The 23,676-nt window shown below is 44.4% G+C and carries 18 protein-coding genes and 1 pseudogene; 7 read left to right on the top strand and 12 right to left on the bottom strand.

The annotated features are described in order from the left end of the window. Positions 1–108: 108 nt before the first annotated feature. Complete coding sequence (gene malZ, locus OZ401_RS09035) at positions 109–1,974, bottom strand: maltodextrin glucosidase (protein WP_341467904.1); 1,866 nt, start codon at positions 1,972–1,974, stop codon at positions 109–111. 204 nt (positions 1,975–2,178) lie between these two features. Between malZ and OZ401_RS09030 the strand changes: the two genes are divergently transcribed. The 3 genes from OZ401_RS09030 to bchF all read left to right on the top strand — a co-directional run bounded on the left by OZ401_RS09030 (position 2,179) and on the right by bchF (position 4,596). Next, positions 2,179–3,270 (top strand): IS4 family transposase, encoded by a 1,092-nt coding sequence (locus OZ401_RS09030; protein WP_341467879.1) that lies wholly within the window; start codon positions 2,179–2,181, stop codon positions 3,268–3,270. 18 nt (positions 3,271–3,288) lie between these two features. Beyond that, positions 3,289–3,969 carry a tetratricopeptide repeat protein gene (locus OZ401_RS09025; RefSeq protein ID WP_341467903.1) on the top strand — a complete coding sequence of 227 codons (681 nt, stop codon included), beginning with the start codon at positions 3,289–3,291 and terminating at the stop codon, positions 3,967–3,969. 159 nt (positions 3,970–4,128) lie between these two features. Further along, positions 4,129–4,596 carry a 2-vinyl bacteriochlorophyllide hydratase gene (gene bchF / locus OZ401_RS09020; protein WP_341467902.1) on the top strand — a complete coding sequence of 156 codons (468 nt, stop codon included), beginning with the start codon at positions 4,129–4,131 and terminating at the stop codon, positions 4,594–4,596. A 125-nt stretch (positions 4,597–4,721) separates the two neighbouring features. Here bchF and OZ401_RS09015 read toward each other — a convergent pair whose 3' ends face one another. The 3 genes from OZ401_RS09015 to OZ401_RS09005 form a co-directional block, all read right to left on the bottom strand. Beyond that, positions 4,722–5,213 (bottom strand): hypothetical protein, encoded by a 492-nt coding sequence (locus tag OZ401_RS09015; protein ID WP_341467901.1) that lies wholly within the window; start codon positions 5,211–5,213, stop codon positions 4,722–4,724. 249 nt (positions 5,214–5,462) lie between these two features. Beyond that, positions 5,463–6,782, bottom strand: a complete 1,320-nt coding sequence (locus tag OZ401_RS09010; protein WP_341467900.1) for a transposase — start codon at positions 6,780–6,782, stop codon at positions 5,463–5,465. Between the two features lie 133 nt (positions 6,783–6,915). After that, complete coding sequence (locus OZ401_RS09005) at positions 6,916–11,295, bottom strand: tetratricopeptide repeat protein (RefSeq protein WP_341467899.1); 4,380 nt, start codon at positions 11,293–11,295, stop codon at positions 6,916–6,918. 197 nt (positions 11,296–11,492) lie between these two features. Here OZ401_RS09005 and OZ401_RS09000 point away from each other — a divergent pair, with 197 nt between their 5' ends. Beyond that, positions 11,493–12,800, top strand: a complete 1,308-nt coding sequence (locus tag OZ401_RS09000; RefSeq protein WP_341467898.1) for a putative bifunctional diguanylate cyclase/phosphodiesterase — start codon at positions 11,493–11,495, stop codon at positions 12,798–12,800. Between the two features lie 272 nt (positions 12,801–13,072). Here OZ401_RS09000 and OZ401_RS08995 read toward each other — a convergent pair whose 3' ends face one another. The 8 genes from OZ401_RS08995 to OZ401_RS08960 all read right to left on the bottom strand — a co-directional run bounded on the left by OZ401_RS08995 (position 13,073) and on the right by OZ401_RS08960 (position 20,209). Further along, a complete protein-coding gene (locus OZ401_RS08995; RefSeq protein WP_341467897.1) occupies positions 13,073–13,351 on the bottom strand; it encodes a hypothetical protein in 279 nt (92 codons plus the stop codon). Then, positions 13,348–14,907 (bottom strand): radical SAM protein, encoded by a 1,560-nt coding sequence (locus OZ401_RS08990; RefSeq protein ID WP_341467896.1) that lies wholly within the window; start codon positions 14,905–14,907, stop codon positions 13,348–13,350. Before OZ401_RS08990 ends, OZ401_RS08995 begins: the two co-directional genes overlap by 4 nt. Positions 14,908–14,920: 13 nt before the next feature. Beyond that, positions 14,921–15,412: a hypothetical protein gene (locus OZ401_RS08985; protein ID WP_341467895.1), complete on the bottom strand. Its 492-nt coding sequence runs from the start codon at positions 15,410–15,412 to the stop codon at positions 14,921–14,923. A gap of 72 nt (positions 15,413–15,484) precedes the next feature. Then, the gene (locus OZ401_RS08980) at positions 15,485–15,976 is read right to left on the bottom strand and encodes a hypothetical protein (protein WP_341467894.1); all 492 of its coding nucleotides are present in this window, start codon (positions 15,974–15,976) and stop codon (positions 15,485–15,487) included. Between the two features lie 36 nt (positions 15,977–16,012). Continuing rightward, complete coding sequence (locus OZ401_RS08975; protein WP_341467893.1) at positions 16,013–16,486, bottom strand: hypothetical protein; 474 nt, start codon at positions 16,484–16,486, stop codon at positions 16,013–16,015. A gap of 2 nt (positions 16,487–16,488) precedes the next feature. Next, positions 16,489–17,313, bottom strand: a complete 825-nt coding sequence (locus tag OZ401_RS08970; protein WP_341467892.1) for a prolipoprotein diacylglyceryl transferase — start codon at positions 17,311–17,313, stop codon at positions 16,489–16,491. 763 nt (positions 17,314–18,076) lie between these two features. Next, positions 18,077–18,838 carry an alpha/beta hydrolase gene (locus OZ401_RS08965; protein ID WP_341467891.1) on the bottom strand — a complete coding sequence of 254 codons (762 nt, stop codon included), beginning with the start codon at positions 18,836–18,838 and terminating at the stop codon, positions 18,077–18,079. Between the two features lie 285 nt (positions 18,839–19,123). Further along, complete coding sequence (locus OZ401_RS08960; RefSeq protein ID WP_341467890.1) at positions 19,124–20,209, bottom strand: Mrp/NBP35 family ATP-binding protein; 1,086 nt, start codon at positions 20,207–20,209, stop codon at positions 19,124–19,126. Between the two features lie 286 nt (positions 20,210–20,495). Between OZ401_RS08960 and OZ401_RS08955 the strand changes: the two genes are divergently transcribed. The 3 genes and pseudogenes from OZ401_RS08955 (at position 20,496) to OZ401_RS08945 (ending at position 23,663) form a co-directional block, all read left to right on the top strand. After that, complete coding sequence (locus tag OZ401_RS08955) at positions 20,496–20,894, top strand: transposase (protein ID WP_341467889.1); 399 nt, start codon at positions 20,496–20,498, stop codon at positions 20,892–20,894. A 285-nt stretch (positions 20,895–21,179) separates the two neighbouring features. Beyond that, positions 21,180–22,311 (top strand): IS3 family transposase gene (locus OZ401_RS08950; RefSeq protein ID WP_425607600.1). Its coding sequence is split into 2 segments (ribosomal slippage): positions 21,180–21,472 and positions 21,471–22,311, totalling 1,134 coding nucleotides; the frame shifts between segments, so codons are not numbered across the junction. Between the two features lie 282 nt (positions 22,312–22,593). After that, positions 22,594–23,663, top strand: a pseudogene (locus OZ401_RS08945) (IS481 family transposase). Positions 23,664–23,676: the final 13 nt, after the last annotated feature.

The following is a 23,676-nucleotide window of genomic DNA, read 5'->3' as shown; positions in this document are numbered from 1 at the left end:
CATAGTTGCAAAGCCTCGAAAGCTGCCGCATTTTAGCGATTTCACAAGCTCGGTTAGCACATTTCGGTTTTATCCATCTTTTAGATAAGGCTTATCCATATAAATGATTTACTTTGACTTATAAATCCAAATCTGCGCCCCTACGCTCGGCAAAGTAGTTAGCGGTAACAGCCCTTCACCGACCATTGCGCTCGCGCCACTGAAATATTCTACCAGTTGCATGCCATCTGTCAGATTAGTATGAGCAACAGGCAACGCTTTCAGCCCATCATCGCTGCGCCGCGCTACCACCAGCAAACCTTCAGCTTCAGCCTCACGCTGATATGCCACCGTCTCATCTTGAGCATAGATTATCTGAAAACCGCCCGCTTGTAATGCAGTCGATTCTTTGCGCAATCTGGTTAACTGGCGATAATGTTCACGCAAATCAAGATTCCATTTGCTCTCATCCCAGACCATACAACGGCGGTTATCAGGATCACCTGCTCCCTCCAACCCGATCTCATCGCCATAGTACAGGCAGGGTGTACCGGGAAAGGTAAATTGGAGGGTGGAAGCAATTTTCACACGCACCGGATCATTGCCTACTATAGAGAGTATGCGGGGCGTATCGTGGCTGTCGAGCAGATTGAATTGCTGCGCTACAATTTGCCAAGGCACAGCCGACATAAATTCAAGCCATTGAGCCGCCATTTCAGCGGCAGGCAGCGGCACATTATCTTCCCACTCCCGCCTCCAAATTGAAGGAGTTTCAAAAGCAGCCAGCCAATGCCAAAGCGGAAAAGTAAAGCCCTGATAATTCATGCTGGCATCAAGTTCATCACCCTGAAGGTGGGACGTACCGTCAAAGAAATGTTCGCCCAGCAGATACATCTCCGGCGATTCTTGTTTAACAGCGCGGCGCATTGCTCTGCCGATTTTGTTGCCAAGCTGTATTTCGCCTTGCCGACCCATCATATTTGCTACATCCACCCGCCAACCATCAATACGGTATGGTTTGCGCAACCAGTAGCGCATTATCGCCTCCTTACTCTCAAACATAAGGCGGCGCAGCTTAGAGCTATTATAATTTAGCTTAGGCAAGGTTCTTACCCCCAACCACGACTCGTATTCATTGGGATGGCGGCGAAAGGTGAAAAACTCGGCGGTATCGGCTTGTAGATTAGTCTGTGCCGCCAGAAACCAAGGATGGGTGGCGCTGACATGGTTTGGCACTATATCCAGCATAAGACGCATCCCACGTTCATCTAGAGCGCGCCGCAAAGCTACCAGCGCCGCATTGCCGCCGAAGTGTTTGTCCACCTCATAATAATCTGCCACATCGTATTTGTGGTTGCTCGGCGAGGTGAAAATGGGGTTCAAATACAGCGCGGTAATACCTAAATCTTGCAAATAATCCAAACGTTGCGCAATTCCTTGTAAATCGCCCCCGAAAAACTCGTAGCCGCCCCCTTCTTGATGCGTGTGGGGGCGCTCTCCCCATACTCTGGCGACAACAGGTTTACCCTGTGCAGTATATTCACCGGAATGTACATTGCTGGTGGAGTCACCATCATAAAAGCGGTCGGGAAATATCTGATAAAAAGTTGAGTGTCGAACCCAAGCGGGCGCATGGTAACCGGCAATGAGTTTGAAATCGCGAATATCAGTAGGATTATAGCGCGTAATTCCGGCGGCGTTGTACCACCAACCACCCTCCGCAGTGCTAATCAAAAAGCGGTAGCCGGTGCGAGGCATTCGCAGTTTTAAGGTTACTTCCCACCAACGACAATTGTCGGTTGCTGTCACCAAATGCATAGGCACAATTTCCTGCTCACCATCTGGAGCAGTACGCAGATAAACTTTCTCTATAGGTGCAGTCAGCCCGGCGCGTAGTCGTACTGTAACGCTATCGCCGATTTTAGGTTTATCAGCAAATAGATACATGGACGAACCATCATGATGGACACTAGCTAGCCAGAGGGGTCGAGACATTGTAGCTTTCCTTTCTCCAATACAACAATATGGAAATGATACCATCCTTGAGCGTGCTGTCAATCATTAGTAAGGTGTATAATATGGTTATGGAAATTTGCTACCGTACAGATATAAAGGAGAGGAAAAGGAGGAGAAGGTTGAGGCAGAGTGGTAAACTGTAGTTTTCTTACCGACCAAAGTAGAAAGCAAAAGGATACCAAAATGAGTGACAACCTTCGCCGACATCGTGCCATAAAACAGCAATTGTTGCAACTCCACCCACAAGCGCAGGGGCGCGAATTACAATATTTAACAATTCTAGCGATGGTGATCAGTGGGATTGTAGGTAGTCGGCATAGTGCGTTGCCTAATATCGCCGCCAAAGTGCCAGATAAAACTAAACGGGAAAGCCGCATCATCCGAATGCGCCGATTGCTCAAAAATGATAACTTTAACCAAAAAGTGGTGTATGCTCCTTTCGCCAAACAATTGCTGAGTAGCCTGTGTCATTGTCCACTGGTACTGGTGATAGATGGCAGTCAGGTTGGTGCTGGTGGAATGGGCTTAGTAATCAGTGTAGTATATCAGGGGCGGGCTTTACCTTTGGGTTGGTTGGTGGTTAAGGCTAAAAAGGGACATTTAGCTCAAGCTTTGCACATCAGATTGTTAAAGCAAGTTCACTCGTTGGTTCCGTCTGGTAGCCAAGTAGTCTTTTTGGGTGATGGTGAATTCGATGGCTGTCGTTTGTTAAGACGGTTAGATTATTACGGTTGGCAGTATGTCTGTCGTACTGCTAAAAATAGCCAGGTCTGGTTGGATGAACAAGCTCATTATGCCATCAGTAAGTTAGGGGTTCAGCCTGGTCAGGTAGTGAGTCAGAGCGGCGTAGCATTCAGCAAACACGAGTACGGACCAGTACTGGTCATAGCGGTCTGGCAAAAGCCTTACCGTGAGCCACTTTATCTGGTGAGTAATTTGGCTCTAGCCCAGGAAGCAATCCGGTACTACAAAAAGAGGTTTAGGATTGAAACCTTCTTTTCCGATAGCAAGAGCCGAGGGTTTCGGCTGGACAAGAGCCATTTGGATGACCCTAAACGGCTAGAAAGGTTATTGTTAGCGGCTTGTCTGGCTTATCTTTGGATTGTACATCTGGGTACGATAGCTTTAGCTGAAGGCTGGAACCGGGTCATTCATCGCACCGAACGACTGGATTTGAGCCTGTTCAATTTAGGTTTGAACCTGCTTGAGCATTTTTTGAATGAACATTTACCCTTACCAGTCGCCTTTATCCCTTTTCTTTTAGAGGATTTCTAATTGTGTACGGTAGCAAATATGGAAAAGGAAGTTCTCAATAAATATCTTGAAGAAAAGTACAAAAAGGCGGAAGAATTGCGTGCCAAAAAGCAATTTAAATCTGCCACAGCCCTGTACCACGAAGCGGCAGCAATGGCAGCCGCCGAAGGATGGTTTGAGAAAGAACTAGAAGCCCACTATTACGCCGGGTTAGTGCGCCAAGAAAGCAATGACCTGAGCGGAGCAATCGAGGATTTTCAGTGCGCCCTTGAGCTTGCTATACAATTAGGTGAATCGGGAAATATACAGACTTTGTACATCACCCTCGGTTTTGCCTACGCGGGAATAGCAGATAATGAAGAAGCGGTTAAATATCTGGCTGCTGCCGCAAATAACCTCGATGGGCTAGATTTCGAAACAGCATACTCTACTTTGAACACGCTTGGCGTATTACTTTCAAATGAGAACAAATCCCTTGAAGCGGTGCAATACTATCAGAAAGCACTGATGTTGGCGCGCGTACAACCCGATGAATTGGTAGCAGTAGCTGATACTTTGGCAAATCTCGGAATAGCATACGAGAAAGCCAGCATGTTACCCGAAGCAATTACCGCCATCGAAGAATACCGAAAAATCCTGTTTGAAGCCGGAGATACTAAAATGAGAGAAGCGGCGCTTTTATTAAAACGGCTCAAACACAAAGCAGGGTATAAAGATTAATCCATATCAACTAGTCCCCGTGCATTCCTCGCCTCTTTCCTCAAACGACAAACCGAGCAAACAATTAATTGTAATCTCAGCTACATTCTAAGGTCTTTGTTAGTTGTATATTCATCACAATAAGTTGTGAGATTTGAAAATTCAACCGAAGGAGATGCTATGAGTCGTTATTCTGCCGAACAAATGGAACGCAAAGCTAAAAGCAAATGGACTATTGTGCAGTATATCGGTGCGCCGATACAGGTGTTGATACTTTTCATCAGCTTGGGATTTGTAATCTATACGCTCACTACCGATAAACTGTTTGATGTAACCAACTTTACCATTATCTTCAAAACTGCATTCCTGTATTTCATGTTCATAACCGGAATGTTCTGGGAGAAAGAAGTTATTGGGGCTTACTACCTATCCCGCGAGTTTTTCTGGGAAGATGTAGTATCAACCATTGTTCTTATATTGCATACTCTTTATGTAATGGCGCTAGTAACTGGTGTAGATCACAAGGCTCTGTTGATACTGATATTGGTCGCCTACTTTACAGTGCTGGTTAACGCTATTCAGTATATTATTAAAGCCCTGAAGAATCGGGCTAACAAGCAAAGCGTTCCGGCATTAGCGCAAGACTGAAGTAAAAATCAGTTCTACAAGGTATAAAAACGAAAGTGGCTAACCCCTAGAGTAGGGCTAGCCACTTTCGTTTATTTTTATGGGATTTTGCTTTTAATTATCGTTAAACAGGTTTCTGTTCTTAATTACCAGCGATACACCTCAAATTGAGGATTGCGGAAAGCGCCTATTAGGGCTGCTTTAAGCTCGGCTTCGTCAACGGGTATATGCTTTATGTGGTTTCCGGTAACCACCAAGTAAATTCTCTCAGAAGCATCATCAAAATCAGCCCCTACATTAATATGGTTTCTGCCACCCGGAACGGGCCAAGTTAGTGATAATTCGTGCCGTTCATTATAAACCGGCTCAACCCTACCCTCGCGATTAAGCAATTCACGATTCATTTCCTCAAGCAGTTCAACACAATGTACCCGATTTAATTCAAACATCAAACGGGTAACCATCGCATCTCGTCTGTACTGTAAAACAGCATCAGCCTGTCTCTTGGCTTCTAATTCGGCTTTTATCTCAGCCAGCCAACTCCCCGCAGAAGAATCGCTTGAGTCTAAGCGTCGAAGATTACCGGTATGCCTTTCAAGGCGAGAAGGCAATCCTGAAGAATCATTAGCATATTGCATTTTTTAATTCTCTACCCCAAACCTCAGTAAAGTTAGCTTTACCCCTTGTCATTATTAAACTTAGTGATAAGGATGTTTTAACAAATATAGCGGAACTTCAAGGTTAACGCAACCCCTACGCAAATTTAACTCATATATATTTTGCACTTATTAATTAATTTGACGTTTAGATAAACGGGGCTATAGGAAATAGAAACCCGTATCGGAACTTACAAAAGAATGACAGTTTGTAGCCAGTTACCAGCAAATTTAACAGCGAATATTCGTCAAATTAGAGGTAGAAAACCCCTTTTTGACCACCTTATAGCGGGTAGCCGGTCTTACTTTGGTGCCAACCGCTCGACCCTTCCCATTTCCTCGCACTTTGCTGGCTTTGGCCGGACTGCCCAACTGCACAATTATTCCGGACAAGCCTCGTCGAATTTGCTGAGGGCTTGGCTGTCGTTGACTATTTTCCCAAGGTCGCAACACTTCCAAGCCCAAGCCTTGAGCGATTTGCAATTCGTCGTGTACCAAACTGACTATCGCCGTCCACAACTCAAACTGGCTCGGATAGCGCAAGCGTGGTTTTTCCCACAACAAATCTTGTTTGTCAAAACGATAGCCGTGTTCTATCGAGTAACGCCTCTTGTAATACGACCAGACTTGCGTCAGGTCAAGCTCAGTTTGACCCGACCACACATACCAACTTTCCAGAGGGTCATGGGTTTTACCACTGGCTGCCTCACGCTGTATTCGGATTATGCTCAGTGCCAGTTCAGGTGCTTCCCTCAAATGCAGCTCAGTCCATGCGCTTACTACCAGTTTGTGTCCATTTTCGTCCGTCCCAACCCACACTCGCTGCGGCAAACCGTGCGTATTGGGATCATTACATTGGAAACGAGCACCGTGTTTAGCGGGAGCGCCGCGACCTCGTTTCTGCTCATCTCTCACCACTTTTCGATAGAATACTCGGTTAGACTTGAGCCGCAGCAGCAAGTCATAGTCCTTACTGCTATTTTGAATAAATGCTTTGGTGGGGTAGTACCGGTCTCCCAGATTGAGCGGTCTTTCAGCAAAATATGGGCGCAATTCGCTCAGTTGCTGGCTGGCTACCTCTGCTGGTGTTTGACTGGTTTTGATCCTGCGGTTGGAGACAATGTATGTATGGCTACTGGTTTGAGCCGGCACCACCACCACGGTCGAGAATTGCCAACCCACGGTCACGGGCTTATCACAATTGGGCAGATTGTGTTTGTAAAGCCAGCCACGATCTGCAGATGTAGTGCTAAAGGGTCGCTCGATATTGGTAGCATCCACTGCCAGTACCAATCTTTCACCATCGAAGGGATGAGGGGCGTAGCGCACCATGGTTTGCTCGAAGCGAGTTTGGTTAACTTGACCCATTTGCAAAGCCTCATACAAACTGGGCCATTTTCGCTCAAAATTGGGCGAAAGGGTCAGTTCCAGTACCGATTGAGCCTGGCTTTCTGTCATAAGGGCATCCGCCAGATTAAACAATGCGTCACTGGCGTATTCAAAGCAGTCATAGATTTCGTGCCGAAATTCTTTAAGTGTGTTAAGGTTCATACGAGTAGTGTCCTTTCTCAATTAGAACATTACTCGTCTGGGCAAGTTGTGCCAACACTGCTTGCCCTTTGGTTTATCTAAACGTCAAAATTAATACAGCCACAATTGGGGGATTCTGATGAGTGGAAACTACTTATTGATTACCAATACGAGTAAGTGCATCGCGGGCTTGCTGGTTGATTATTGGGTCGCTACTTCTCAAAGCCTGACTTAAAGCGGTGCGGGCATCATCATAGTGACCAAAGCTTTCAAGTACCAAGCCTTTTTGCAGATAAGCAGGGTAAAAAGTTGGGTTCAATTTAAGGGTGGCATCATATTCTGCCTGAGCCTGTTCACGCTGATCTTTGACCCGGAAAGCATTTCCCAATTCGTAATGGGCTTCTACCCGGTTAGGGTCGAATTGAACGGCGTTCTTAAAGGCTTGCAGCGCATTGTCAACTCTATTCTGGCGTGAATACAATAGCCCTAGATAATACCAAGCAAGCCCACGATCATTCTGGCGTTTAACCACTTTTTCAAACTCGGTGGTAGCTTGGTCAAATTTACCCTCCAAAAAGTATGCGCTGGCAAGTTGGTAATTTGCATCAAGATTATTGGGATCGGCAGCTACTGCTTTCTGATAATTGGTACGAGCAACCGCCATCTGACCTCTGGCAAGATATACATTGCCGATACCGACATAAGCGGGGGAGGGATTAGTTAATTTAAGGTTCAAAGCCTTATCATAAGCCACCAGCGCTTCTTCGCCATTACCACGCGCCTCCACAATTTGCCCTAGAATTAAATAATAGTTAGGGTCTTCCGGTTTCAAACGGATTACCTGATTAATATCTGTCTGGGCACGGTCATATTGTTTCAAGGCGATATAAGCAGTGGCACGAAGATAATATCCTTCAAGATAGTTCGCATTCAGCGACACGGTTTTATCAAACGCTTGAATAGCGTTGCGATAATCCCCTGTTTGGAGATAAGCATAGCCAAGCGCGTCATAGGTTTGAGGGTTGTTAGCATCCAAACGTGAAGCAACTTGAGCCATCGTAATAGCCTCTTGCTGAGAATTGCCGCTATTTTTACTCGCCAAAAGACGAGATAATTGGGTATAGGCGTTTACCAAACCGGGTTGTAGCTCAATTGCTTGCCGATAGTAGCGTTCGGCAGTATCACTCTGCTTCTTAACCTCCCACAACAAACCTTCGCTATAAGCAGCAACATAGTTCTTGGGGTCATACTTTAACACTTTTTCATAAGCTTTTATGGCTTCATCCAGATTATTTACCTGGCTATAATATTGCGCCAATTTTAGCCACGCTTGAAATTGCCCATCATCCTGCTTAACCGTATTCAGATATTCAGTTACCGCTTGGGACGGGTTGCTATAACTATCCTGAAGAATACGCCCTATCAAGTAGTGGGCATAAGGGTAAGCATCAGGCTTAAGTTTGGCAACCTGCTGCAAGGCTTTCAACGCTTCGGCAGGTTGACCGAGATTATAGAAAGCCAAACCCTGTTCATAAGGTATATCCGGGTTATTTGGCTCTAGCTGCGAAGCGCGTTGGAAACTGGTATCGGCATCCTTATTGCGACCAACTGCGATTTGTGCGCGTGCTTGTACCAGATAAGTGTAAGGATCACGATTATTGCGACGCACCGCCTCAGCAGCAGCATTAAGGGCATCTTGCGGTTGGCTAATCTTGAGATACAAATCCGCTAAAGCCACATAGCCTTCTGATGAGTTGGGATATTTCTTGGTATAGTCTTGAATCTGTGCCACTGCCTCTTGCTTTTTGTCTTGTTTCACCAAGTGCTCGGCAACAGTGGAATAATATAATACACGCGGATTTGGTTTACTTTTGGCAAGCTCATAATTAGCGTTGGCATTATTGACATCCCCTAGCAAATAATAAGCTTCGCCAAGATAGAAATAACCATCACCAAACTCTTTGCGGTCGTTGGTTATTTGTTGGAAGCGTTCGCGTGCATCTTCCAAAGCGGTTTTTTCACTCTTAAGCCAGCGTAAAGCTTGGTCAAAGACATTGCCAACTTTGTTACCCTCTATTCGACCGCGTTCCAGAATATCACGCGCCAGCCCGAATTTGGCTTGATCGGCTTCACCGCTGGCAATTCTAGCGAATTCTTCCAACGCGGGTACAAGTTTATTTCGATCCTGAGTCTGACGCACTGCGTTGGCATAGGCGCTGGTACGCTCGCGGCGGGTATTGGCACGATCAAACCCGCTCTGAAGTTGAGTACGGGCATTGTCCAGCAGCACGGCGCTTTCAGAAGTAGTACGCCCCAAGTAGAATTGGTAATAGCGATCAAGCAAAACCATTCCCAACATATTATAGGCAGGCGGGTACTCCGGCTTTAATTTCTCAACAGTGGTGAAAGCTGCCTCAGCCTGATTGTAATCCTTCAAACCATAGTAGGCTACGCCGAGATAATAATACCCTGCCCAAAAATCGGGGTATTTAACTAACGCAGCGCTCAACTTCGCGCTCATATCTAGTAAAAGCTGCTCGTTATTCAATCCGTTAGCTCTATCTAATTGTAGATAGAAATAATTAGACAGCATATGGGGATTATCGGGGTGATTGGTAGAAAGTTGGAGCAAGGTATTAGTGACCTCGGGCAGATGGTCGGGCAGGTTCAGCAAAGCAAAAGCACGGTTACTAGTAACTTGATCTGGATCGAGATTAAGCGGATTGCGTTTTTCCCGTATCATTGTCAATGCGGTATCATATTCCCTTACCGCACCATCGAAACTCCGTAATAACTGGAATGAAATCCCTGCCAGCATATGCAATTCAGGTATATCTTGCTGTCCTAATGTTTGTGAGGTAGCTTGGAACTGCGCCCCTGCAAGGTCATAATTTCCACTGTAGTAATTTGAAAGAGCCATCACCAATTGCTCTACTGCTTTAGAATCGAGCGGAAATATGAATGACAAGCGTGTGGGTTCAAACGAATACAGCTCTACTGCAATCCGTCCTCCCCCACCGGGATCAAAGGGCCCATTGGGAGCGAGTAAAACTTGCATGTGAACCTGATTTGCATCATCGAGATAACCATAGAGCGCGGTGTCAGCCTTAGTGCGTTGCAGTTCTCGGAGCGCCTGCTGCTCATTTTCTACGGTATTATCGGCAAAACGCACGTCTGCACCTGCCGAAGTCACCAACGCTTTTTGCAAACTGACCGAAATCTCACGCCCTACCTGAAATGAGCGATAAGTTTCACCTTGCCCCAACGGACCTAATACCACCGAGAAAGTATCAAGTGGCGCACGGTCGATTTGCTTGCTCAAAAACACAAGCCCGAAAATAATAGTGAAAATTACAAAAAGGCTACCCAAGAACACAGTTACTATTGATTTGCGGTTGCGTTGGCGAAATAAGGCGCGGAAAGGCGCGAGTGGGTCACGGCTTATCAAGCGGCGCAAGCGGCGACGTTCGGCAGTAGGGCGGGTGAAAAAACCTATTGTTCCGGTGTAGCCATAGTTAAATAGCGGCTCTCGTACCATAGGCTCATAAGCTGGCGCAACTTCTACTTCTTCAGGCGGGAGAGGCTCATCAAGTACGATGCCTTTTCCCATACGGTAAAAGAAGTCCTGAATATCCATTTCTAAAGCTGGTTCGCCAACTACGTGCAACCCATTACCATTCTTACCGTTTTGGTAATGACCGTTACCGTTTGAGCCACCGCTAATTACAAAATCCCTACCCTGCTCAGTCCGCTCAAATAAACGTCCACTGAAAGGAAGCATACCAGAACCCGAAACCCCTGAAAAAAAGCTGGTGTATGGGTGGGAGGCATATTCTAGTTCGAAATCAAGCTCTTTGTGAACCGATTTGTCAGCGAATTTTTCATAATCAAGCGATGGTATTGATTCATAGTCGAAGCCAACATCAGTTCCACGTTCTACGAACTCTCGTCCGGCGGTGGTCTGGAAAGTAGCCTTTCCGAATTGGCTACCACCGGTATATAACCTACCGGTAATCACAGAGGGAGACACAACAGCCCCAAATTCGTTAAGGCTTTGCGGCAAATCAAACCCGGTTGATTCAAAGCTGAATTGGGGATCTATAGTGGGTAATTTCTGCACATCGTCGGTAATGGCATAACCAGAAGTAGCCAAGATTTGCTCATCGGTTATCTTGAATACCCTAGAACGTAACCCGGCACGGCGTAAAGCGCGAGGAGTCAACTTAGGAACATTACGGTCGGGGTCGCGGGGACGGACTTCTGGACGAATTCGGCGGGGGCGGGTAGCGCGACCCCGGATAGTGCCAAACATTCCGGTCAGTTGCGTGGCAGAGCGATTTACCAGAGTAGGATTTAATTGCTGGGTATTGCGGGGTATATCGGTAGTATTATCATTTTCAAGAAGCGGATTATCTTCAATTTCCAGTTCTGGGCGAGCCAAAACCTTACGTCTGCGCCTGAAAATTAGCAAGGCTACAACAAGCAACGTAACAATCACTGGTAGCAAAATTATGAACAAAAGCGAATTTAGCATGTCCCCGATTTAACTCTTATATAGAACACCCGCTCAAGTATTCATCTTAACATAAGAATCAAGAAAATTCCATATTTGTATTATTTAAGATGATTAATAATCTTTAAGACTATAGATATATATATTGTAATGTAGTAAATTTATAATAATTATGACAATATGGTATTACGTAGCTGGTAAATCGAAAGCGCAGGCATATGAAAAAAATTCTTGACCCGGTGACAATGGAAGAAGCAGCAAGGCGATCGGGTTTTTTAAGTAAAGTGGGTAACTCTTTGGATAACCCGCATGTTAAAGAACCACTTGCAATCATTTATATCAATATCGATTTTTTCAGACTAGCTAATATAGAATTGGGATATATAAATGGCAACCAATTAATTTCAGATATTTTTCGTCGGCTAATTTCCTGCTTTGGAATTGATGAATTTGTTGAACATTTATATTTCGATAATTTTGTAGCCTTTATTGCTGACGGGTCTCGCACCTTAACGCTTATAGAAAAAATTCAAGAGGAACTCGCTCGACCGTTTACCGTTAAAGGTAAAGCCATCAGTGTAAGCGCCACAATGGGAGTAGCCGTAAGTCAAAAGAAGGAACTGGAAACCCCTGAAGAACTGCTTAGAAATGCCGAAATTGCTATGTTCTATGCTAGATCACATGGGCGTGGTAACTTTGAAATATACCAAACTGAAATCCGTACAAATTTTACCCAGCGCTTTGAAATGGAACTAGAGCTAAGAAGGGCAATTTTCAATAACGAATTCTTGGTATATTATCAGCCGATTGTAGCTTTTGGTAGCAATGAGTTCAAGGGATTTGAAGCGCTGGCACGTTGGAAGCATCCTACGAGAGGGATATTGACCGCCACGCAATTCTTGGAAGTGGCAGAAGAAGCCAAGTTGCTAGAAGCAATCAGCTATACGGTTTTAAAACGCGCATGCAATCAAACCAGAGAATGGAAAGCAAAGTTCGGTTTGTATCCAATGCTTTCGGTTAGTGTAAACCTTTCCACCGGACAAATATTGGATCCGAACCTAGTAATGGAAGTTGAAAAAGCGCTAATACAAACCGGGCTTGAAGCCTTTAGCCTTCACCTTGAAATCAGTGAGGATTCATTAATGGTCAACCCAGAATTGGCAGCGCGACAGTTACTTAATCTAAAAGTATTGGGTGTTAAAGCGGTATTGGATGGGTTCGGGATTGGTAAGTCTTCTCTAGGCTGGCTCAGTCGTTTCCAATTGGATGAAATTAAGTTTGACCGGAGCTTTTTGTATCAACTACTCGAAAACCGTAAAACCATTGCACTGGCAGAATCGGTTGTAAATACCGCCCGTAATCTAGGCATGAAAGTTGTTGTAAAGGGCATAGAAACCGAAGAGCAAGTTAAAAAATTTGGTAATCTGAAATTTGATTACTTTCAAGGCAATTTTTTATCATTCCCCCTTTCAGCAGAAGATTCCAATAACTGGCTCGAAACTCAGGTAAGCGCTAGGAGTAAGTAATTTCAAAATTTCAGAAAGGTTTCGGGGTAGGCAAGCGCTACCCCAAATTTTTTAATCTTTGTTTTTCGCAATTTGCTAGCGTACAGAAAAGAAGGTTTTGTCAGAAATGAGGATAGCCAGGATTTGAGTAGGCAATCCTATCACCTCTCGCCATTCTTATTAAAGCGAGCTAACTTCTATCTGCTTTGGGGTGAGATAGATCTCCAGCGAGTTACTCTCTGGTACTGATCTTTCTCATTTATTAATCGAAGACCGCAACCAAAGCAAGCCTTCTATCGCAGAAAAAAGAACCAGCCTGCATCTGCTATAACTGCCAAGCTCCAGAAACCCATGATCAAAAAGGGTTTGCGCAGGAAACAGCGACTACGCCTTACTCCCTCATATACAGCCTTAATGTAGAGTAGAATAGTTATTATACCGACCAACAAAATAAAGATGGGTGGGGTAAAGAACCAGCAAATCAACCCGGTGGTACCCATCCTACAGAAAGTAAAGGCTAAGCGATCATATTTCTGAGTTCGACTCAGCGTTTCTACCCCCGGATAACTCATATTCTTACCTCCTTGTTACGTTTTACCTGAATTAGTTCATCAGCCCTAACTCTTCCGGTTAGAGTTTTGTCTCGCGCTTCTTGGAAAAGCTGCCGGGCGCAAAAAGGGATACGGATAGGGTTAGAGTCGCCCTCCGTAGTTCCCACATGCACACAGCATTGCTGCAACCTTTCAACATTCATAGTCCAACCATCCATAAAAGATTTAATAGTAATTCGTTTCATCCTTTTAGCGATTGTTTCAACCGGGTCTTCGCGTTTGAGCAATAGGTTAGTCACACTTTTTACAAAACTGCTCAGACCCAATTCGCAATTTTCGCAGATATTCAGCACATAATCTACTAATTCCGGGCGGGTTATAGTGGTGGTTTCGCTCATCATTCCCGTGAGGGCAGCCTGAATAGCCGGATTGGCATCGGGATAAGCAACCCGATTTGAAACCAGACTCAGGTTAGCTTTTAGCCTATCGTGTCCCAACAGGCTCGGTATCGAAGTTAGCTGACCTTCATCTCCCTTAATAAAATAGGTGAGGGTACAACAATCAGGGTGGCTACACGGTAATGCAATAAAATCTTGTGGTACCAAGCTTCCGCCAGTTTGCTGTTCCAGAAGTCGCAATACTCCAGTAGTAGTAACTCTTTTCATTGGGTCTATAGTATTGGCACGACCAGACCCAAATATCGGTTGGAAGGAAACCCCGCCGATATAATCGGTCTGGAAAGCGAATTCTGCTACTTGACCAACCTCATGATCGTTTACTCCCTGTGCAACCGCCATTACTAAAGTTGTGAAAATACGGGCTTCCGCCAAACGTCGAACCGCTTCCTTCTTGACTTCCCGCAGATCCTCACCCCGGTGGTACAGATGGGATTCTAGCGAAAACCCATCAAATTGCAGATACACTTCCACCCGGTTTCGCAGTTTTGCCAAGGCAGAAAGCAATTTATCCTCACGGGCAATTCGTATCCCGTTAGTGTTAAGCAAAACTCTGGTCACATTACGGCGAGTGGCTTCCTTGATAATCTCGATGATATCAGGATGGACAGTGGGCTCACCGCCACTCAGCATCAGCACATCGATTCTGCCCCCCTCGCGCTCTATCACAGCGTCAAGAGAACGCATAATATGGTCGAGCCGTACAAAACGGTTTATTGAAGGACCACTGTCGGCAAAACAGGTTGGGCATTTCAGGTTACAGTTCTCAGTTATATCTAGCAAAAAAATACAACTATGCTGAGTCTGCAACTCACCTAGACCATTCAAGTAACCCATCGGTATAGGCAGGTTATTACCCACAGTATCGGAGATATGGTATTTTGTCGGTACCCGCCACTGCTGCAAATATTCCCAGAGTCCGTAATCTTCCTCATACAAACTGATTACCTCACCATGACCACGGCGGCAATGACGGCGCAGATAGACTTTACCATCCATCAAGATGAGATTACCTTGTAGCACATCCCTTTCATATTCTATCTTGCGACCCGGATCCTCAGAGAAGCATTTACCACATACCGTGAGTACCATTTGTAGTGGCGTAAAAGGTCGTAAATCCATCCTATTATTTCCTTCAACCGGCGTTACAAATTCCAATTATAATTAGCAGAGAAATCACTGGAGTTATGGTAGAGAAAAAGCAACCGTAAAATACCCCTCGCGCTAAAGGTTTGTCAGTTTCCCAAAAAATGATACTGAGAATAATTCCAGATATTACTGCAACAAATGCGCTAATTGAAAAAGCGGTAAATGCTTCGGAGTAATTTGAACCTCCAAGTATTCGGGAGATAATACCAATGATTACTGGTATTACCAAGAAATAGATTAAAAAACTTACCCAGAATTTGCCGGAAGTAGTAATACTTTCGAAAGTACTACTACTTCCGGAAGAGTTGGAAGAAGAGTAATACATGAGCTGCTCTTCCTCCTTCGTAACCAATAACCAGGCTTCCTCAATATCTGTTTCTGAGTAACCGCGTTTCAAAAGCTCCTTGGTTATAGCTTCACGGGTATAAATCTCTTGGTATTTCTCTATAAACTTTCTCGCTTCTGAAAAGTCTCTCATCTTTTACCTTATCTGATAGCATTGCAATCGGGTTATAGTAGAAACGGGCAGTCATACCAAATCCTGGTAAGATTATTTCCAATTGCTATAAGTAGTGCAAATACCCGCCACTATAAAGAAAGGGATAAATGGCAATACTATGGTTAACACCAAGCCTGTCAATAGTCCTCTGGAAACAACCATATTATCCTTCCAGTGTCCGGTTATATAAGAAACGACCCAAATCAGCACTATCAAAACAAATAATGCACCGAGAAGCGGTGCCATAATACTGTAGGGTGAATTATTTGATAAAAGCGCACCCAGTATAGCGAATAGGGCTGTAAAGATAGGAACGCCTAGCAAAAAACCGAATAGGGCTAGCCAAAAGCTCTTTGCCTTTACCAAACTAATTCTAGGTTCTGCTCTCGGTTCTTTTAACTTTTCCGCGTCCTTCCAGCCATTTGAAATTTCTTCGGCGCTATAACCACGCTCTTTAAGAGCCTGATTAATTGCTTCTCTGGTATAGGTGGCATCGGTTTGCCGAATATATTCAATTATTTCTTCGATTCTTTTGCTTGCCATTTTCTTTTATCTCAGTTTATTTCCTGTGTGGCTTTATCAACCAGCGCTACAGATACCTATGATTACTCCAAGGGATATAACTGGAGTTACAGTAGTAAACAGGCAACCGTAAAAAACGCCTCTCGACAGAGGCTTATCGCTATCCCAAAAAATTAAACTGAGAATAATGCCCGATAGAATTGTAATAACCCCACCAATAAGAAACACATTAAAAGAATTGTTAGACATAATGTAATAAGATTTTTCTCTGACTATTCTGGCTAGAATACCGATTATTACAGGAAGAATAAAAAAATAAGCTGCAAATGCCCACCAGAATTTACCCGATTCAGTTACGGACTCCTTACTGGCATTTTCTAAAATATGTTCCTCTTCCAACAGGGATTTCCAGGCATCATCAATGTCACTTTGTGAATACCCTCGTTTCAAAAGTTCCTCTGTAATTGCCTCACGAGTATAGGTATTCCGATTGTGCCTAATATAGCCTTTTATCTGGTAATATTCGCTCATCCTCAACCAACCTTTTCTTCAATAGTAAGTTCATAAGGCGGGGCAGGGGGCATCCGGTAAACCCCTTTTCTCAATTGCCTGATAAAATACCAAAGTAGTAGTCCGGTAAGCGGAATTAATACAATCTGCGGTCCGGTAAGTCCCCAGAACTGCTCAGGATTGGCACGTACAAATTCAACTAGGAAGCGAAAAAGCGCTGCCGCCAGCAGATAAAGTTTTAAGGTGTCACCCTGTACTATGACGAGGTGTCGGAATCTTAAAATCACGACAAAAGCTATGAGGTGAAAGATAATTTCATAGATCATACTAGGATGCATATTCTGTAGGCAGTAGGGACAACTGACAAAATGCGAGGCTGAATCAGCGGTAGCAGCAATACCCCATGGAAGCTCGGTAGGTTTTCCAAGCGGTAATTCTGCTAGAAAACAGCCTATTCGACCGATTGCCATTGCCAAAGGGATAGCGGGGGCGTAACAATCCCCGGTAGAAATCCTGTAGTTAAACGCCTTTTTGCTTATCTTGATAGCCAGATAGCCTCCTGCAATCCCGCCTATAATGCTTTTCCCGCTATGTGCTACCAGCCATGTAAATGGCACGCCTCCCTGATTAGTATAGTAAGAAAGATGTTCCCAGGCTGTAATAAGTCGACAACCAAGCCCACCACCCAATATCGCTATAAGCGAAATCCAAAAGATTTTGTAGGAAAGCATCGCTCTACGGCGGAGTTCATAGTAGTAAACTCCCAGACCTACTACCAAACCCAATACTGTAAAAAAATCGTGCGTATAAAGTACCAGACCATCGCTCTGCCATAACACCGGGAACATATTTTTAGCTTTCGAGTAATAGGTCTAAAAAGCAGATTGTGCGAGTAGGTTGAAGGAGGTAAAGTTGCACAAGAATTAAAACGCCAGTAAGTTTTGCAAACTAGTTTATTCAGAAACAACTGATTATATAATTGGAAACATCTGCTGGCTTAGTTGAAATAATTCTAAGAGTCTGCCTATAAAATGTCAAGTGGTTTGAAAACTAAAATGGGTATAACTTAAACTTATAGGCTATTTTGACCCATCTTTTAGAAAAATGTAGGTGGTAGGTGAAAGCAAAAAAAGTGAAATCTACAACTGAATGATAAAGCGCCGAAACTTTCTATCGGCATCTATTCATACTATAAATAACTTTGATTCTTGATCACTATCTGGCTCTTGGGTTTTGCGACCAAATTTGTTCAAACTACCTAACTGTTTTCTTTCCCACGTTTCTAGAATGAAAGTAAATTATTGATTTGCTCTGGTAATAAAATATAAAAGACTCGCAATGCTTGTAGTCAGATACAACCATAGAGGGTTGGTAATGGGGAGAGGTTAGCAGGATTCGAACAACTGAAGGCTATCCTAGCAGAATTAGAGAGCGTATCAGAGAGCACCAACACGGCTTTATCTTTGCCGCTGGCGAACGCACGTAAAACAAGCGTTAGAGAAGAATACGGCAAAAGGCGAGGATGTTGTAGCACAGGCGCATCAACTTTTCTGCTCCTTATTTTGTGTGTAATCAATAGTTATGTAAAATCATAATTTGGAATTCTCTCCTTTATTTTATCGGTGCTTCCTGTAGTAGGGCAGTTTTAAAAGCATTTTTCAAAAAATAATTCAGAGTTACAAATTCATCAATGGTAAACTGGTGGCTTCCGATGAATTCATAAAGTTGGGTCGGAACACCAGCAGCTTTTAGCTGTTTATATACAGCACGTCCGGCTTGCGAGGGTATCATAAAATCATAAATGCCATGCGCAATCAACACCGGCGTGTTGCTAATTGCAAAATTCCGAAGATCCTTTTCTAATGTGCCCCGGTCATTCGCGTAATAATTGTCCAGATTCAACATATTGGATGATTCAAATGGGGTATCGGCTACCATAAAACCGCTGAGAGAAAAAAGCCCTGCCAATTTATCTTGATAACTAATACCGGTATCCAACGCAGTCATCGCACCGACGCTAAAGCCACCAAGAGCCATACGATTCGCCGGTAAGTTATAACGTGCTTTGAGTTCATCCAGCAAGGAAGTGATATAAGAACGGGCGGTAGCAACTTGGGGAGCCAGATTTGAGAGAAAAAACCCCTCGTATTTAAGTTTGAACCAGCTAAATAATGCACCGGGAACTTTAAACGGAGCGTTCGGAAATATAAAGCGATATTCTAAGCTATTAATTAAGGGGGCATACAGAGAATAATTTTCGCCCCACTCGCCCCATCCATGCAAAATCACCACAATAGGCAAATCTTCTCGCGCAAATAAGGGCGATACTTCAATACAATTCAAGCCAGCCGCTTTAAATCGCTTGATATTCATTACTTATCCGTTCTATAAAATTTTCACAACACCTTGCATATTATAGCCCAAATATGGCTATTATTTGTGGAAATAGAGCGTTATTATGGTATTAACTATTTCACAGAGCCTTTCATAACTTGATTTTTGCCGCTCTTATTGTCATTTCACAGGTACACTAAGCTACCCTACCATCCACCCCTCTTGTCTTGGTACGGGTACTTAATTATTTTTAGTTCCCCTATCTAAGCTCAATATAACACAAACTACTTGCAGCCCTTAACAACATCGACAGTGTTATAAGAATTAACCTTTGATAACAGGCAGGGTGCGAGTTGCCAGTACCGAGATACGGGCTGCCATTTGCCGAGCTGCGTGCTTGAAAGCTTGTGCTACTGCTGAATCAGGTTCAGAAACTACTATCGGAACGCCATTATCACCACCGATTCGAATATTGGTATCAATCGGGATATTACCCAAAAATGGGATGTTGCGTTTTTTCGCCTCTATTTCAGCCTTGCCGTGATCAAAAATCTCGGTACGCATACCGCAATGAGGGCAGTTGAAATAACTCATATTTTCAACAATACCTAAAATGGGCACGCGCATTTGCTGGAACATCGCAATTCCACGCACTGCATCACCCAATGCTACATCTTGAGGAGTGCTGACAATTACCGCACCACTCAACTGCACCGATTGGGTCATGGTCAATTGGGCATCGCCAGTTCCGGGAGGCATATCCACGATAAAATAATCAAGCGTACCCCATTCTACCTCACGCATTAATTGCTGCAAAGCACCATGAACCATCGGCCCGCGCCAAGTCATACTGCTGCCCGGTGGTACAAGAAACCCGATTGACATCATTTTTACGCCATGCGCTTCCAATGCGCCGATTTTATCAGCCGAAACTTGCTTTGGCTTTTCGCTACTGCCCATCATCATGGGAATATTTGGACCATAAACATCTGCATCAAGCAAGCCGACTCTAGCTCCATCCTGAGCTAACGCCACCGCAAGGTTTACGCTCACGGTAGACTTGCCAACTCCACCCTTACCGCTTGATATTGCGATAATATTCTTAACCATAGGCAACAACTGTTCCTGTTGGCCATTGGGATTCTGGCGATTCATTCGTACATCGGAGTCAAAGTTTATCTTTATTGCACCTGCGTCGGGAACCATGCTCCGAATAGCAGCCGTGCTTTGTTTTTCCATAACATCCTTTAGAGGGCAAGCGGGAGTAGTAAGCATAATGGTAAAGGTGATATTGCTTCCCTCGATTTTTAGGTTACGTATCATCTTACGGCTCACCAAATCACCACCCAATTCAGGCTCTTGCACAGTACTAAGGGCTTTCAGCACAATTTCGTCATTTATAATAGGCATCACAATTATATATTCTCCTCTATATATGTTATCTATTTAATAGCTTTTGTACTTTCGCTTTAGGCAAGAGACATAAGCTCTTTGTATCTATTCTAGAATCATTATTGTTCCAGACGAAAGTTCTGAGCTTTTACAAGCTTACTTAGAATTATATCACTTTTAAAACGGGAAGATGCGTATCGATGGATAAACAGGACAGGGCGTTTCAGAGAATAACAAAACAAGCAAAAGCTTCGATTCGCTAAAGGTAGTGACCAAATAAACCAAAATAGCGAAAGGAAGCAAGATGGCTTTTAACAAATTTTTGGATGGGATAAAGTTAAGGCCTTACCAAACCCTTTTTCGTTGTTCAGTTCTTCGGTTCAGCCGCAACTCTAGTGCTAAAAGTAACGAAACCGTGAATCGTACATGGAATAGACCAATATTACTTAACCCAAAGTCTAGAAGAACGGTGGAAATCTTGATAACTATGACAACTACTCGAAAAGCATATTCACCGGCTTTTAAAGCCCAGATCGTGCAAGAGCTCCTTAAAGAGGGGCAAACTATGACACAAATTGCTTCAAAAAATGGCGTTCATCCTACCCAACTACGCCGTTGGAGGGATGCGGCTCTTAAAGCGATGCCCAAGCATTTTGGTATTAGATTAGTAATTAAGAAGGATCAGGATCTCAGTAAAATTTAGTGGTAAAGTGGGAAAAAGAAAAATGAAACCCTTTTTCGTATATAAGTGGAGAAAAGAAAAATACAAGCCACACTGAAAAGGGAGTTTGAATGTAATTACTCAGGAGTGGTAGACAGGGATAATCGGACGACCCAAGAAGGATTGGAGCAAAGCATAAAAAGCACGCATCCCCTGCTTACGCAGCGTGGAAATGTAACTGCGAATGCGACAGAAGAAAGTCGCACTATAATGGCGTAGCAAATCCGGACAATCGGTGAGGATTAAGGAAGGTGTATACTAAAAACTATGACTACACCCAGAAAGAAATACTCGCCGACTTTTAAGGCTCAAATTGTCCAGGAACTCCTCAAAGAGGAGCAAACTCTAACCCAGATTGCTTCGAAACATGGGGTTCATCCCACCCAGTTGAGACGCTGGCGCGAAGCAGCATTAACGGCGATGCCTGCTAATTTTGCAGATGAAGCCCAGTTTCAGAAGCATCTGGCAGCCATCAATGAGCAACACGACAAAGAAAAAGAAAAACTTTACGCTGAAATCGGTAAGCTAACTATCCAGCTTAACTGGCTGAAAAAAAAAGTTGAAAGTGTCGGTATCTCGACCGAACCGTCTGAGCCTGGTCGAACGGGAAGAAAGTGAATTGGCCCTTTCCACTCAGGCCCACTTGCTACAAGTGGCACGGTCGAGCCTTTATTACCAGAAAACTGAACCTGGCGATTTTGAAATCGAGCTCAAGCGACGTATTGACCTGATCTATACCGACTATCCTTTTTACGGTTCACGGCGCATTACCTGTCAGCTCGGCCAGACTGGCTTTGCGGTTAATCGCCGGACAGTCCAGCGTTATATGCGAGAAATGGGCCTGGAAGCCATTGCTCCCGGACCAAATTTATCGAAGCGTAATCACGAGCATAAGGTTTATCCGTACCTGTTACGCAACATTGAAGCCAGCTATGCCAATCACGTTTGGGGCATTGACATAACCTATTTGCCGTTGCGTAAGAGTTGGGCCTACCTGGTTGCGATCATTGATTGGTACAGCCGCTATGTTGTAAGTTGGGAAGTAAGCGAAACTTTAGAACAACCTTTTGTGACACGGGCGGTTGAGCGAGCTTTGAATAGAGCTCAACCTGTGATTTTTAATAGCGATCAGGGCAGTCACTTTACCAGCCCGCACTACACCCGGTTGGTAGAAGCAGCCGGCAGCAAGGTCAGCATGGACGGTAAAGGTCGGGCCTTAGATAATATTTTCACCGAAAGGCTTTGGCGTTCAGCAAAGTGGGAAAATGTTTATTTAGCCGATTACGCAAATACCGCTGAAGCTACTGTTGGGTTAGGCGAATATTTCGATTTCTATAATAATCGCCGACCGCATCAGTCGCTGGATTACCAGACTCCAAGTAGGGTTTACTTCGGTTAAAAACACTGACAAAGGGAATGACGACTTCGACCTTATTCAATTAGTAAGGAGCTAACGACCTTAAACTATCTTAACCGATTGTCTTGACAAGGTAACCCACCATACACCTTGCTTGCTGCGAAAACAATTGGAGACCTTCGAGAGTGTAAAATTGTGTGTGTAAATGGAAAAAGCTGATAGTAAGATAGCCGAAAATAAAAACAGCTATTAAGTTGTAATGATTAGGACTAGATCGGACACGTATGGTAAAATCAACACAAGCATTATCAGAAGGAGTGTCCGATGTCAGTCGAACGAAAAATCATCAAAGGGCGAGTAGGACTGCTGAAGCTAGCCGAGGAGTTAGGCAATGTCAGCCAGGCCTGCAAAGTCCTCGGCTATTCCCGCGATACTTTCTATCGCTACCGTGAACTGTACGATACCGGGAGCGATCAGGCGCTTCAAGATATTAGCCGCAAAAAGCCCCTCCCGGCTAATCGGGTCGAACCCCATATCGAAGAAGCCGTGGTCACCTTCGCCTACGACCAGCCCGCCTTCGGTCAGTTGCGGGTTAGCAATGAACTTAAAAAGCGTGGGATTTTCGTTTCACCTTGAAACCTTCAAAAAGCGACTAAAAGCTCTGGAAGCAAAATCAGCTCAGGAAAACCTGGTTTTGACTGAGTCTCGGCTTAAGGCTCTGGAAAAAGCTAAAGAAGAGAAGGAAGCTCACGGGGAGATTGAAACTGAGCATCCCGGTTACCTGATTGCCCAGGACACCTACTATGTTGGAACCATTAAGGGGGTGGGGCGTATCTATCAACAAACTGTGATCGATACCTACTCGCGGGTGGTCTTCGCCAAGCTGTATGATTGCAAGAATGCCCTGGCGGCGGCGGATATGCTCAATGACCGTGTGCTGCCCTGGTTCGAGCAGCAGGAGGTGGAGGTGTTGCGGGGTGCTGACCGATCGCGGAACGGAGTACTGCGGCAATCTGGCTCACCACGAATACGAGTTATATCTGGCAATCGAGGACATCGACCATACGAAGACGAAGGCATATTCGCCCCAAACGAACGGGATCGTAGAGCGCTTACAAAAAACAATGCAGGAAGAGTTTTATGCGATTGCTTTTCGCAAGAAGCTGTATCAAAGTGTGGAGGATGTTCAGGCCGATCTGGATGAATGGCTGGAGTATTACAATCGGGAGCGGTCGCATAGTGGGCGGTACTGTTACGGCAAGACCCCTCTTCAAACCTTTCGAGATAGCAAGCACTTGGCAGATCAGAAACGATTGGATAAACTGTTAGAAACAACACACCCTAATAGTCAGGCGGTTACTACCCCTCTGGGAGTGCCTATACTAGCAGAGTAGGATATAATTGCTT

The sequence above is a fragment of the Candidatus Chlorohelix allophototropha genome (assembly GCF_030389965.1).
GTDB classification, from domain to species: Bacteria; Chloroflexota; Chloroflexia; order Chloroheliales; family Chloroheliaceae; genus Chlorohelix; species Chlorohelix allophototropha.
Note: the sequence above shows the minus strand (reverse complement) of the source record. Positions and strands in the feature narration are given on the sequence as shown.

Coding starts and splice junctions, on each gene's coding strand:
- OZ401_RS09005 (WP_341467899.1), bottom strand. CDS start 11,295: ATGCTAAATTCGCTTTTGTTCATAATTTTGCTACCAGTGATTGTTACG.
- OZ401_RS08990 (WP_341467896.1), bottom strand. CDS start 14,907: ATGGATTTACGACCTTTTACGCCACTACAAATGGTACTCACGGTATGT.
- OZ401_RS08965 (WP_341467891.1), bottom strand. CDS start 18,838: ATGAATATCAAGCGATTTAAAGCGGCTGGCTTGAATTGTATTGAAGTA.
- OZ401_RS08955 (WP_341467889.1), top strand. CDS start 20,496: ATGGCTTTTAACAAATTTTTGGATGGGATAAAGTTAAGGCCTTACCAA.
- OZ401_RS09010 (WP_341467900.1), bottom strand. CDS start 6,782: ATGAACCTTAACACACTTAAAGAATTTCGGCACGAAATCTATGACTGC.
- OZ401_RS08960 (WP_341467890.1), bottom strand. CDS start 20,209: ATGCCTATTATAAATGACGAAATTGTGCTGAAAGCCCTTAGTACTGTG.
- OZ401_RS08970 (WP_341467892.1), bottom strand. CDS start 17,313: ATGTTCCCGGTGTTATGGCAGAGCGATGGTCTGGTACTTTATACGCAC.
- malZ (WP_341467904.1), bottom strand. CDS start 1,974: ATGTCTCGACCCCTCTGGCTAGCTAGTGTCCATCATGATGGTTCGTCC.
- OZ401_RS08995 (WP_341467897.1), bottom strand. CDS start 13,351: ATGAGTTATCCGGGGGTAGAAACGCTGAGTCGAACTCAGAAATATGAT.
- OZ401_RS09025 (WP_341467903.1), top strand. CDS start 3,289: ATGGAAAAGGAAGTTCTCAATAAATATCTTGAAGAAAAGTACAAAAAG.
- OZ401_RS09030 (WP_341467879.1), top strand. CDS start 2,179: ATGAGTGACAACCTTCGCCGACATCGTGCCATAAAACAGCAATTGTTG.
- OZ401_RS08975 (WP_341467893.1), bottom strand. CDS start 16,486: ATGAGCGAATATTACCAGATAAAAGGCTATATTAGGCACAATCGGAAT.
- OZ401_RS08980 (WP_341467894.1), bottom strand. CDS start 15,976: ATGGCAAGCAAAAGAATCGAAGAAATAATTGAATATATTCGGCAAACC.
- OZ401_RS09000 (WP_341467898.1), top strand. CDS start 11,493: ATGAAAAAAATTCTTGACCCGGTGACAATGGAAGAAGCAGCAAGGCGA.
- OZ401_RS09015 (WP_341467901.1), bottom strand. CDS start 5,213: ATGCAATATGCTAATGATTCTTCAGGATTGCCTTCTCGCCTTGAAAGG.
- OZ401_RS08985 (WP_341467895.1), bottom strand. CDS start 15,412: ATGAGAGACTTTTCAGAAGCGAGAAAGTTTATAGAGAAATACCAAGAG.
- bchF (WP_341467902.1), top strand. CDS start 4,129: ATGAGTCGTTATTCTGCCGAACAAATGGAACGCAAAGCTAAAAGCAAA.